Raw genomic sequence first — 12,350 nt, 5'->3', positions numbered from 1 at the left:
TCCTCTCTGTTCCATCCAACCTCCAGGCGGAATATGTGGCATCCCGCATAAAGCATAGCCAACGCTTTATATGACTCCCGAAAAATAATGGATCATTTGCGTTTTCGTCCTTTAGTACGCAAAAAAAGGGGTGATAAATCACCCCTTAGTATTAAGTATTTATTACGCCAGCTGACGCAGCATCCTGCGCAGCGGCTCGGCGGCACCCCATAACAGCTGGTCGCCGACGGTAAAGGCGGAAAGGTATTCTGGCCCCATATTTAGTTTACGCAGGCGTCCAACAGGGGTAGATAATGTGCCGGTCACTGCCGCAGGGGTCAGCTCGCGCATGGTGATGTCGCGGTCGTTTGGCACCACTTTCGCCCACTGATTGTGCGATGCGAGCAGCTCTTCCACCGTCGGAATAGACACATCTTTTTTCAGTTTGATGGTGAATGCCTGGCTGTGGCAGCGCAGCGCGCCGATGCGCACGCACAGACCATCAACCGGGATCACGGAAGAGGTACGCAGGATCTTGTTGGTCTCGGCCTGGCCTTTCCACTCTTCGCGGGTCTGGCCGTTATCCAGCTGTTTGTCGATCCACGGGATCAGACCACCGGCCAGCGGTACGCCGAAGTTATCCACCGGCAGCTCGCCGCTGCGGGTCAGCTGAGTCACTTTACGCTCGATATCGAGAATGGCGGACGCCGGATTTGCCAGCTCTTGCGCAACGCTTGCGTGCAGCTGGCCCATCTGGGTCAGCAGCTCGCGCATATGACGCGCGCCGCCGCCGGAGGCTGCCTGATAGGTGGCAACCGAGACCCACTCCACCAGATCCTGAGCAAACAGGCCGCCCAGCGACATCAGCATCAGGCTGACGGTGCAGTTGCCGCCGACGAAGATTTTCACGCCCTTGTTCAGGCCATCGGTGATGACATCCTGGTTAACCGGGTCAAGAATAATGATGGCGTCGTCTTTCATGCGCAGCGAAGAGGCCGCGTCAATCCAGTAGCCCTGCCAGCCGCTTTCACGGAGCTTTGGATAAATTTCGTTGGTATAATCGCCGCCCTGGCAGGTCACGATAATGTCCAGCGCCTTCAACGCTTCCAGATCAAAAGCATCCTGCAACGTGCCTGTGGAACCCCCAAAGGACGGAGCAGCCTGGCCGAGCTGGGAAGTGGAGAAGAAGACCGGGCGGATAGCGTCGAAGTCGCGCTCTTCAACCATGCGTTGCATGAGTACAGAGCCGACCATACCGCGCCAGCCGATAAAACCAACGTTTTTCATAGCATTTTTTTCCTGCAGAGGGTGTGTGCTGTTTATGCAAGCCAGTATTGAACTGGGATATGCTTCACATTACAAAATGCTGCCAAAGTCGCAAGCGAAATTAATCGATGATTGCCCGGCTATCAGAAAAAGAGCTAATCATCCGAGAAACCATACAAGTATCAGGGATAACCTACGATGAGCGAAATCATTTCCGCAGCTGTTTTATTGATCCTAATTATGGATCCACTCGGAAACCTGCCTATTTTCATGTCGGTGCTGAAGCACACCGAGCCGAAGCGCCGTCGGGCCATCATGATCCGCGAGCTGCTCATCGCCCTGCTGGTGATGTTTATCTTCCTGTTTGCCGGCGAGAAAATTCTCGCGTTCCTGAATTTACGCGCTGAAACGGTCTCGATTTCCGGCGGGATTATTCTGTTCCTGATCGCCATCAAAATGATTTTCCCGAGCAGCGAAGGCAACAGCAGCGGCCTGCCTGCGGGTGAGGAGCCGTTTATTGTGCCGCTGGCGATCCCGCTGGTCGCCGGGCCGACCATTCTGGCGACGCTGATGCTGCTGTCGCATCAGTACCCGAATCAGATGAGCCATCTGGTGATTGCCCTGCTGATAGCCTGGGGCGGGACCTTTATCATCCTGCTGCAGTCGTCGCTGTTTTTGCGCCTGCTGGGGGAGAAAGGGGTGAATGCGCTGGAGCGATTGATGGGGTTGATATTAGTGATGATGGCAACGCAGATGTTCCTGGATGGGATTCGGGCGTGGATGAAGGGGTGACGAACGATCCCCTCGCTCCTTTGGGGAGAGGGTTAGGGTGAGGGGAACTTGCGGCAGAAGTGGTAATTCCGTTCACCTCACGTTCCCTGCTTCTCTGTTACTCCCGCACCGGTGAACGTGCCAGGGTGGCTCAATCGCCACCACCCTGGCAACCCGGGCTACCGGCAAGAAAATCGCCGCTTCGCGGTCCCTTCGTCTTATTCCTTCCGGCTATCGGGTCGGGCACCAGCCTGCATCCATGCAGGCTATGCCCTCTCGGCGCGTCCATGCGCCTCGCCCCGGCCTACAGGAAACGACTCAGCGATTTTCAGCCGGACCTGGGTGTCGCGGTAGTTTTTTTACTTTCCTTTAATTTGGTCATCGCGGTGAGTAATGTAGGCCGGGTAAGCGCAAGCGCCACCCGGCTTTTTACAGCAGCACGACACCTTCATCTGTACACAGCCAGCGCGGTGCTTTTAGCGTATCGCTATAAAATCCAACCAGTTCCTGGAGTAAATCTCCTGCCACTCTTTCATCATTTTTTGACAGCGATTGATTCAGCATCAGCTGGGTTAAAAGCTGGCAAAAACGCCCTAACTGATCCGCTGCCGGTTCAAATACAGGCTGTTCCAGCGGTAAGTCATCCACCGTCAGGCTCGCCTTTAAATGCTCGGGAACAGGTTCAAGCAGCGTTGGCTGAAGCAGCGCAAGACAGGCGGAAAGCCGCCCACACAGCGCCATTTTTTCGGCGGGATCGTCGCATTCAACCAATGCATCAACGAATTGCGCACAGTTGTCTGCCAGATCGGTGAAATCGGTGTTGTGATCGAATGGTGTAGTGAATAAAGAGTGAGAAAAGCTAAGGGTAGTAGTCATAAGACAGCCTCCGATGAGTAGTGTTTTTCCACCACTGGAGAGGCTAATCTCGCTGGTGGTGGAACCGAACAGGGTTAGCCTTACCGGCCTCATCGGATACCGGCGCGTCTTTCGACGCCCCCGCCCGGCCCACCCTTGGAGTGTAGCTAAGCGTGCGGCACAATAAACTTGTGCCGCCGATGAGGATATCAGAAGGCTAATTCCGGCGCCTGATTTTGCAGTCGCAACAAGAAGATACTGCGTTATCGGGCGGGTAGCAAGATAGAGAAATCAGGCTCTGGAAGGCTGCTCGCATAACCAGAAATTAAATCTTCAGCCGCGAGAATAGTCAGGTAAGCAAAACACCCGCAGCGGCTCCCTGGTCCGGCTGAAAATCGCCGAAGCGTTGACTGAAGGCCGGGGCGAGGCGCATGGATGCGCCGAGAGGGGCGACCTACAGGGATGTAGGATCGCCCCCGACCCGATAGCCGAAAGGAATAAGCTGAGGGTACCGCGAAGCGGCGATTTTCTTTGCCGGGAGCCGGGGTGGTCAGGGGGGCGGCGGCAAGCCCCCTGACACGTTCACGGATGACGTGGCATACAGAGAAGCAAGGAACGTAAAGTGAACGGAAACACCACCGTTGCCACATGTTCACGCCGGGTGGCGGCTACGCCTTACCCGGCCTACGTCCCTGCCCTCATATCCAGAAATTAAATCTCCAGCCGCGAAAATAGTCAGGTAAGCAAAACACCCGCAGCGGCTCCCTGGTCCGGCTGAAAATCGCCGAAGCGTTGACTGAAGGCCGGGGCGAGGCGCATGGATGCGCCGAGAGGGGCGACCTACAGGGATGTAGGATCGCCCCCGACCCGATAGCCGAAAGGAATAAGCTGAGGGTACCGCGAAGCGGCGATTTTCTTTGCCGGGAGCCGGGGTGGTCAGGGGGGCGGCGGCAAGCCCCCTGACACGTTCACGGATGACGTGGCATACAGAGAAGCAAGGAACGTAAAGTGAACGGAAACACCACCGTTGCCACATGTTCACCCCAGTGCGGGGTGCCAGAAGCCGGGTGGCGGCTACGCCTTACCCGGCCTACGGTTTACGGTCTGGTAGCCGCTAGCTCAACAGCGTAAACGCAATCATCCCCACAATCGCCCCGGTCGTCCCGAGGATGGTTTCCATCATCGTCCAGGTTTTCAGGGTCTGCGCTTCCGTCGCCCCGGTAAATTTACCGAACAGCCAGAAACCGGCGTCGTTAACGTGCGACACCACAATCGACCCACCCGCGATACAGATAGACAGTGCTGCCATCTGCGCGCCGGAGTAGTTCAACTGCTCAATCACCGGCATCACCAGCCCGACGGCGGTTAAACAGGCCACGGTCGCGGAGCCCTGAATGATACGCACCGCCGCAGCCAGCACGAAGCAGGTCACCGCAACCGGCAGGCCCATTCCGGTGAGCGCCCCACCCAATGCCGGGCCAACGCCGGAATCGACCAGCACCTGCTTGAACACCCCGCCCGCACCGATCACCAGCAGGATAATGCCCGCCGGCTGCAGCGCGTGACCGCAGATCTCCATTACCCTGTCTTTCGCCATACCCTGGCGCATCGCCAGACCGTAAATCGCCACCAGACAGGCCACCAGGATCGCGGTGAACGGATGGCCGATAAACTCAAACCACTCGTAAGCACTCGAGCCCACCGGCACAAAGCGCGCGGCAATGGTTTTCAGCCCCACCAGCACCAGCGGCAGCAGGATCAGCGCGAGGCTAAAGCCGAAGGACGGCATTTTGTTTTCGCCCAGATGCGGCTCGGAGACGTCATCAGGAATGTGCAACTCAACGTAACGGCTGATAAAATTGCCCCACAGCGGACCGGCAATCAGCATCCCCGGGATCGCCGCGCACAGACCAATCAGGATCATCCAGCCAAAATCCGCGTGCATCTGCGAGGCCAGCAGCATCGGCGCAGGCCCCGGCAGCAGGAACGCCGCGGCGGCGGCCACACCGGCAAACAGCGGGATCACCAGCTTCACCAGGTTGGTGCCGGTATGGCGGGCCATGGAGAAGGCCACGCTAATCAGCAGCACCACCGCCACTTCGAAGAACAGCGGCAACGCGCAGATCAGACCGGCCAGACCAATGGCGTAGTGCGCCCGGCTGTGACCGAAGGATTTCAGCATTTTGACGGCGATCTGATCGACCGCGCCGGTTTCATGCAGGATTTTGCCGAACATCGCGCCAAGCGCGACCACAATCGCCAGGAAGCCTAACGTGCCTCCCATCCCTTTTTCCATGGTCGCTGCGATTTTATCGAGCGGCATTCCGGAAAAGAGACCTGCACCAATAGAGACCACCATCAAAGCAACGAAGGCGTGCATACGGGCCTTCATTACTAAAAACAGCAGCAACAGCACGGAGCCGACTGCTGTTAAAACAAGCGTTAACGTACTCAAAACTTACTGCCTTTTGTTAATGACCTCGATGGTGCTTGCTACAACACCGTCCAGCGGTTGATCGATATCTACCACCAGCACATCGCTTTCGTCAGCGCCCGGTTCCTGCAGCGTTTCGAACTGCGTCACCAGCATCTGGGTTTTGAAGAAGTGCCCTTTGCGCGCTTTCAGACGGGTTTCGATCACGTCGAAATCGCCCTTCAGGTAGATAAAGGAGAGATTGGCATTACCTTCGCGCAGCTGGTCACGGTAGGTCTTTTTCAGCGCGGAGCAGACGATCAGCGACACTTTATTGGTGCGCTGCATGGCAAAGGCGGCATCGTTCAGCGCCTGCAGCCACGGCTTACGATCGTCGTCGTTCAGCGGCTCACCGGAGGCCATTTTGGTGATGTTGCTGCGCGGATGGAGAAAATCACCATCAAGGAACGCGGCATGAATTTGATGCGCCACTTCACTGGCAACGGCGGACTTACCGCTACCGGAAACGCCCATCAGGACATAAACGTGGTGATCAGGATTAGTGGTGCTCAAGGTATGTCCCTCAGTCGATTGTTACGGGTAACAGTTATCGGTAACATTGTCCTGCCGGGGCTATCGAGAAGCAATATCCAAACGTGCGCGAAGTGAATAAGTGTGAGCTAGTTCAAACTTGTCAGGCTAAATAGATCCACCTGGTGACAGCGTGAAACCTAAATCTAACATTTTAGGCGTCACCGTCTCACCGCGAATGCGCGCCAGCAGGCGTTCTGCACCGATACGCCCCATGCGCTCGCGCGGCGTCAGGACGCTCGCCAGACGCGGCTCCATCACCTGGCCGATGTCGTGACCGTGGAAACCGGCAATCGCCATATCCTGCGGGATGGAAAGCCCGAGACGCTGGCATTCGAAAGCGGCGCCCACCGCGAGGTCATCGTTGGTACAGAAGATGCCATCAAGCTGCGGATATTCACGACGCGCCTGACGCATCAGCTCAATGCCGGAGGTGTAGGAAGAGGATTGCTCGACCATCACACTGTACGGCGTTAAGTTCGCGTCGAGCATCGCCTGCTCGTACCCCTTCTGTTTGATGATAGTACGTTCATCCAGACGTGCGCCAAGATAGGCGACATGACGATGGCCGCGGGCGATGATCGCCGCCGTCATCTGGCGGGCGGCTTCAAAGTTGTCGAATCCGACCGCGATATCGAGACAGGGTGACTGGCTGTCCATCAGCTCCACCACCGGAATACCCGCCACTTCGATCATCTTCAGGGTGCGGGGGGTGTGGGTGCGCTCGGTGAGGATCAGACCGTCAATGTTCCAGGAGAGCATCGACTCCAGACGCTCCTCTTCCAGCTCCGGCTTGTAGCCGTAGTGGGCGAGCATGGTCTGATAGCCAAAGGCGTCGGTCACGCTTTCAATGCCGCGAAGCACTTCGGCGAAAACCTGGTTGGTCAGGGAGGGAAGCAGGACACCCACCGCGCGGCTGGTGGCGTTGGAGAGAATATCCGGGGCGCGGTTAGGAATATAACCCAGTTCATCGAGAGCAGCGGCAATCTTGCCACGTAACGCCACGGAGACCTGCTCCGGGTTACGTAAGAAACGGCTGACCGTCATTTTAGTCACACCGACGCGATCGGCTACATCCTGAAGTACGGGTCTTTTCTTTTTCATCGTCCTGAGAGAAATCGGTAGCAATAGATTTCCTCAGTTTATCACGGACAAAGACCAACCTTCCCCTGCGAAAGGAGAAGGCTGGAAATTATTTATGATTTAGACCGGCGGCAGGTCGAACAGCAGGATTTCAGCGGCGCTGTCGGCATGCACGGAGATCGCCTGCTCATCCCAGATAGCCAGACCGTCGCTGGTGGTGGCTTTAGTGCCGTTGATGGTCACTTCGCCTTTCACCACCTGGATCCACACTTTGCGGTTGGCGGCAATCTGGTGCACGGACTGCTCGTCTTTCGCCAGCGCCCAGCGGTAGAGCTCCATGTCCTGATGCACTTTCAGCGAGCCGTCACGCGCATCCGGGGAAAGCACCAGCTGTTTACCCTGCTGCGCGTCAAAGCGGCGTTGCTCGTAGCGCGGGGTGATGCCTTTCGCTTCCGGAATGATCCAGATCTGGTACAGACGCAGACGGTCGGTTTTGCTTGGGTTGTACTCGGAGTGACGCACCCCGGTACCGGCGCTCATAATCTGGAACTCGCCCGCCGGAACCTGCTCTTTGTTACCCATGCTGTCCTGGTGCTCAACCGCCCCTTCCAGCACGTAGGTCAGGATTTCCATGTCTTTGTGCGGGTGGGTACCAAAGCCCTGGCCGCCATCGATCACGTCATCGTTAATCACGCGCAGTGCCGAGAAACCCATAAAATTCGGGTCGTAATAATCGGCGAACGAGAAGCTGTGCCATGAGTCCAGCCAGCCATGGTTTGCGTGACCGCGGTCGTTTGCTTTGCGTAAGAAGATCATTGTTTTTACCCTCAGTTCGTTTCGATGGAGTAAGTGTGGACGCAATCGACCTGGGATCATAGAGGGTGAAAATTGACTCCTCTGTTCAAAATATCTGAACAAACACAGAGGAGTCATTCAGGCTTATCTCGCAAGGGTTACTGTGGCAGGTGAAGCCTGTTCAAAGGCCTGTTCAAGGATTTCAAGGTTGGTCATCACTTCAATTTCCTTGACGTAATTAGGGGCGCCGCTGGTGAGGGTCTCAAACAGCGCGTCGTAGACCTGACCGTAGTCGCCGGTGCCCGGTTTGATCTCCTCTTTCACCGTCACGCCCGCGTCGTTAACGTACTCCAGCACGCCCACGGAATCATCCGCCGCAAACCCCGGCTCACCCGGCATGATGTTGGCTTTCAGGCTGGTCTCCTGCTGGTCGATACCGTATTTGATAAACGAGCCTTTGGTGCCGTGGACGATGAATTTCGGGTAGTCGATTTTCACCAGATGGCTGGTTTTGACGATTGCCTTCAGGTCACCGTAGAACAGCTGCGCTTCAAAGGTATCGTCCGGGTTAGCTTTGTTACGCAGGCTGCGGATGTCATAGGCCACGTGGTCCGGGCGACCGAACAGGGAGATGATTTGATCCATGGTGTGCACGCCGAGGCCGTAGAACGAGCCATCCTGCGGCAGGCCGGGTTTGGTCTCGGCCACCGGACGGTAGTAATCGAAGTGGCTTTCAACTTCGACGATGTCGCCCAGCTTGCCGCTCTCAATGGCCTGTTTCGCGGTGAGGAAGCAGGTGTCGAAGCGGCGGTTCTGATACGGGCTGACGGTCAGCCCTTTGCTGCGGGCCAGCTCGAAGAGCTCTTTTGCTTCGGCCATCGTCGGGGTGAACGGCTTTTCCACCAGCACGTTTTTACCGGCTTCCAGGGCGAGTTTTGCGTACTCAAAATGGCTGTCGGCATGGGTACAGACGATCACCAGCTTCACTTCAGGATCGTTCAGCACCTCGTCGAGATCGCTGGTGAAGTGAATATGGGAGTACTGCGGGGACTGCTCTTCCGGTTTCGGGTGGCGGCGGAAGATGTGCGCCACGTGCCAGCTGGCTTTACGGGTAAGAACATACGGAAGGTGATAGCGGGTGGTGCTTTTGCCAAATCCAATAAATGCGCAGTGTAGTGTCATGGTGTTGTTCCTGGCTAAGGTCTCTGCTTTCAACCATAGCGCAACATGACGCTGAAATATATTTCTATAACGAATCCTAAAATGGCAGCCATGACCTTGATCCTGGCCGAAATTATCAGGATAAGGAGGCGGTCAAATCAATCTGCTCGCGAACGGAGTCGCGCTCATTTTCTATGGACAGAAAATATCTCGCGTTGAATAGCGCACTTCTCTTCTGGCTGCTCGCCCTGGTCGCCTGGTGCTTTAACGCTCGCTCCCTGACGTGGCTGTTCGCGGCATTGACCCTAATGGCTTTTGCTATTCCCCTCTTATCTAATCAGGTCAACCTTATGTTTAAAAAGCAAAAAATCACCGAAATTGACAAGCCAGAGATGATCGCACCGGCCCCGGTCAGCGAGAAAGAGCCCACCGCGGTGGAGAAACACGGCACCACCGTTATTGCCAGCGATGTGCACTTTGAAGGCAATATCGTCTCGGGCGGGCACGTCTACGTTCACGGTACGCTGACCGGCAATATCGACTCCAAAGAGAGCCTGATAAAAATCATGCGTGGGGGCCAGGTGGAGGGAAACATCACCTGCCGGGAGCTGATTGTCGATGGCAAGGTCATCGGCCAGTGCAGCGGCGATGCCATTGAGATCTGCGAAAACGGTCAGGTCACGGGCACCCTGCTCTACCGGACGCTGGCGGTCAAAAAGGGCGGTGTGTTTTCCGGCCAGGCGGAGGTGTTACCTGCTCTCGCCGAGAAGAACAACGTGGTGGGCCTGATGAAAGAGAACGTGCCTGACACGCCTGAACTCATACCGTTGCAAAAGCTTTAGGCAAAAAAAAGCCAGCGAAACGCTGGCTAAAATAATACTGGAAGCAATGTGAGCAATGTCGTGCTTTCAGGTTTCCGTCGCGGACTTCCTGAATGCAGGACAATAATAATCATTCTCATTCGCACTTGTCCACTCATTTTTGCAAAAAATGCTAGTTGACTCACATTTCAATCTCATGGATGTTGGAAAGGAACCTAACTAACTGAGGACGAAGGAATGAGTGAGATAGTGATACGCCACGTTGAAGCCGCCGATGCCGAAGCTTTACGCCAGCTAAATGCCCATCCAGGGGTGTATCACAACACACTACAACTTCCTCATCCTTCGATGGAGATGTGGCAGGAGCGGGTGATGAGAAAGCCAGGCAGACGCCAACTGGTGGCCTGCCTGGACGATAAGGTAGTCGGTCATCTGGTGCTGGATGTGATGGAAAACCCCCGCCGCAGCCATGTGGCAACCTTTGGCATCGGCGTTTCTGCCGACGTGCAGGGCCACGGTGTGGGCAGCGCGTTAATGCGGGAGATGATCAACCTGTGCGACAACTGGCTGCGCATCGAACGCATTGAGCTGACGGTATTTTCCGACAATCCGTCCGCCGTTGCCCTGTACCGCAAATACGGCTTTGTCGTGGAAGGCACCGGGAATAAGTTTGCCCTGCGCGACGGCGAATTTGTGGATGCGCTTTATATGGCGCGGGTGAAGTAGTTTTTGCCGGGTGGCGGCTTCGCCTTACCCGGCCTACGTTCGTGCAGTTGTAGGCCCGGTAAGCGCAGCGCCACCGGGCAACGGGCTAATATCCCGCTGTCAAATCATCCACCGTACGCGGATCCGACGCCCCATACAGCGTGCCATCCGGCCCGACCATAATGCTCTGGGTGCTGCCCATCGCCTCTTTCACCGCCACTTTCTGCCCGCGCTGCTCCAGCAGTTTCAGGGTGTCCGGGCTGAAGCCCTTCTCCACCCGCAGCTCATCCGGCAGCCACTGGTGATGGAAGCGCGGCGCGTTGGTGGCTTCCGCCACGTTCATCCCGAAATCGATGCTGTTGACCACCATCTGCAGGACGGTGGTGATAATGCGGCTCCCGCCCGGGCTGCCGGTCACCAGCCAGGTTTTACCGTCTTTCACCACGATGGTCGGCGACATCGACGACAGCGGACGCTTCTTCGGCCCGACGGCGTTGGCATCCCCGCCCACCAGCCCGTAAACGTTCGGCACGCCCGGCTTGGCCGAGAAGTCATCCATCTCGTTATTCAGCAGAATGCCGCTGTTGCCCGCCACGATCCCGGTCCCGAAGGTGGTGTTGAGCGTATAGGTCACCGCCACCGCGTTTCCGTCTTTATCCACCACCGAGAAGTGGGTGGTCTGGTTGCTCTCATACGGCGCCAGCTTGCCGGGGCGGATCTCGCTCGAGGGTCTGGCTTTGTTGATATCGATCTGATCGGCCAGGGATTTGGCATAGGCTTTGTTGGTCAGCGCCTGCCACGGCACCTTGACGAAATCCGGGTCGCCCAGATACTCCGAGCGGTCGGCATAGGCATACTTCTCCGCCTCGGCCATCACCTGCAACGTATCCGCGCTGCCGAAGCCAAATTTGTGCATATCGAAGTTTTCAAGAATGTTGAGGATCTGCACGATATGGATGCCCCCGGAAGACGGCGGCGGCATGGAGTAGACCTGATACCCGCGATAGTCGCCGCTGATTGGCGTGCGCTCCACCGCTTTGTAGGCGGCCAGATCCGCTTTGGTGATCAGCCCGCCGTTTTTACTCATCTCTTCGGCAATCTGGTCGGCAATCGGACCTTTATAGAAGGCATCCGGGCCGTTCTCCGCGATCATCTCCAGGCTTTTGGCGAGGTTGGTCTGCACCAGCTTGTCGCCCTTCTTCAGCGGCTCGCCATCCTTCCAGAAGATCGCTTTGCTGTTCTCATGGTTGGGGATCACTTCGCTGCCGTAGGTTTTCAGATCGTCGGCCAGGGCATCGTTGACCTCAAAGCCGTCGCGCGCCAGCTTGATGGCCGGCTGCACCACCTTGTTCAGCGGCAGGGTGCCGTATTTATCCAGCGCCAGCGAGAAGCCCGCCACAGTGCCCGGCGTGCCGGTCGCCAGATGGGAGGTAAGCGATTTTTTACTGTCGGCGTTGCCCTGCTCGTCGAGGAACATGTCGCGCGTCGCCTGATCCGGGGCCATTTCACGGAAGTCGATGGCCGTGGTCACGCCCTCTTTGGTGCGCAGCATCATGAAACCGCCGCCACCGAGGTTACCAGCCTGCGGGTGGGTGACCGCCAGCGCGTAGCCCACCGCCACCGCCGCATCTACCGCATTACCGCCCTGCCTGAGGATATCCACCCCGACCTGGGTGGCGAGAGCATCTACCGAGGCAACCATCCCCTTCTGCGCCCGTACGGGATGGAACACATCCTCCTCCACGCCGTAGGATACCGGCGGTGCCGCCGGAGGATTCGCCGCCACGCAAAACGTACCGCCTGCCGTCAGGGCAGCAATCGCTACCCAGCGTATAAACGTTGGTTTCATCTTTATAATTCTCCAGGTGATGGGACTCGGGCTCCCGCTTAATCCTGGTTCATAACTCTTA

At 56.9% G+C, this 12,350-nt stretch carries 11 protein-coding genes; 3 read left to right on the top strand and 8 right to left on the bottom strand.

Features of this window, described 5'->3' with window-relative positions; translation table 11 throughout:
- Nucleotides 1-162 precede the first annotated feature (162 nt).
- Nucleotides 163-1,266: an aspartate-semialdehyde dehydrogenase gene (gene asd, locus K5I40_RS19560; protein WP_223075737.1), complete on the bottom strand. Its 1,104-nt coding sequence runs from the start codon at nt 1,264-1,266 to the stop codon at nt 163-165.
- A gap of 177 nt (nt 1,267-1,443) precedes the next feature.
- Between asd and yhgN the strand changes: the two genes are divergently transcribed.
- Nucleotides 1,444-2,037 carry an NAAT family transporter YhgN gene (gene yhgN / locus K5I40_RS19555; RefSeq protein WP_039031487.1) on the top strand — a complete coding sequence of 198 codons (594 nt, stop codon included), beginning with the start codon at nt 1,444-1,446 and terminating at the stop codon, nt 2,035-2,037.
- Between the two features lie 408 nt (nt 2,038-2,445).
- Here the strand turns inward: yhgN and K5I40_RS19550 are convergent, their stop codons facing one another.
- From K5I40_RS19550 to K5I40_RS19525, 6 genes are all read right to left on the bottom strand, one after another.
- Nucleotides 2,446-2,892: a hypothetical protein gene (locus tag K5I40_RS19550; protein WP_223075738.1), complete on the bottom strand. Its 447-nt coding sequence runs from the start codon at nt 2,890-2,892 to the stop codon at nt 2,446-2,448.
- Between the two features lie 1,093 nt (nt 2,893-3,985).
- Nucleotides 3,986-5,326 (bottom strand): gluconate transporter, encoded by a 1,341-nt coding sequence (gene gntU / locus K5I40_RS19545; protein WP_139563760.1) that lies wholly within the window; start codon nt 5,324-5,326, stop codon nt 3,986-3,988.
- Nucleotides 5,327-5,329: 3 nt separating this feature from the next.
- On the bottom strand, nt 5,330-5,857 hold the full coding sequence (gntK, locus tag K5I40_RS19540) for a gluconokinase (RefSeq protein ID WP_039032525.1): 528 nt from the start codon (nt 5,855-5,857) through the stop codon (nt 5,330-5,332).
- Between the two features lie 126 nt (nt 5,858-5,983).
- Nucleotides 5,984-6,979 carry a gluconate operon transcriptional repressor GntR gene (gene gntR, locus K5I40_RS19535; protein ID WP_039032524.1) on the bottom strand — a complete coding sequence of 332 codons (996 nt, stop codon included), beginning with the start codon at nt 6,977-6,979 and terminating at the stop codon, nt 5,984-5,986.
- Nucleotides 6,980-7,078: 99 nt separating this feature from the next.
- Nucleotides 7,079-7,774 carry a pirin family protein gene (locus K5I40_RS19530; RefSeq protein WP_039032523.1) on the bottom strand — a complete coding sequence of 232 codons (696 nt, stop codon included), beginning with the start codon at nt 7,772-7,774 and terminating at the stop codon, nt 7,079-7,081.
- Nucleotides 7,775-7,897: 123 nt separating this feature from the next.
- The gene (locus tag K5I40_RS19525) at nt 7,898-8,935 is read right to left on the bottom strand and encodes an oxidoreductase (RefSeq protein ID WP_223075684.1); all 1,038 of its coding nucleotides are present in this window, start codon (nt 8,933-8,935) and stop codon (nt 7,898-7,900) included.
- A 173-nt stretch (nt 8,936-9,108) separates the two neighbouring features.
- Between K5I40_RS19525 and K5I40_RS19520 the strand changes: the two genes are divergently transcribed.
- Nucleotides 9,109-9,756, top strand: coding sequence for a polymer-forming cytoskeletal protein (locus K5I40_RS19520; RefSeq protein ID WP_223075685.1), 648 nt, complete (start codon nt 9,109-9,111; stop codon nt 9,754-9,756).
- Between the two features lie 216 nt (nt 9,757-9,972).
- On the top strand, nt 9,973-10,461 hold the full coding sequence (gene yhhY / locus K5I40_RS19515; protein ID WP_139563763.1) for an N-acetyltransferase: 489 nt from the start codon (nt 9,973-9,975) through the stop codon (nt 10,459-10,461).
- A gap of 85 nt (nt 10,462-10,546) precedes the next feature.
- Here the strand turns inward: yhhY and ggt are convergent, their stop codons facing one another.
- Nucleotides 10,547-12,289, bottom strand: a complete 1,743-nt coding sequence (gene ggt / locus K5I40_RS19510; protein WP_223075686.1) for a gamma-glutamyltransferase — start codon at nt 12,287-12,289, stop codon at nt 10,547-10,549.
- Nucleotides 12,290-12,350: the final 61 nt, after the last annotated feature.

Source organism: Leclercia sp. LTM14 (assembly GCF_023736175.1).
Classification (GTDB): Bacteria; Pseudomonadota; Gammaproteobacteria; order Enterobacterales; family Enterobacteriaceae; genus Enterobacter; species Enterobacter barmai.
This window is presented reverse-complemented; position numbering and strand designations above follow the sequence as displayed.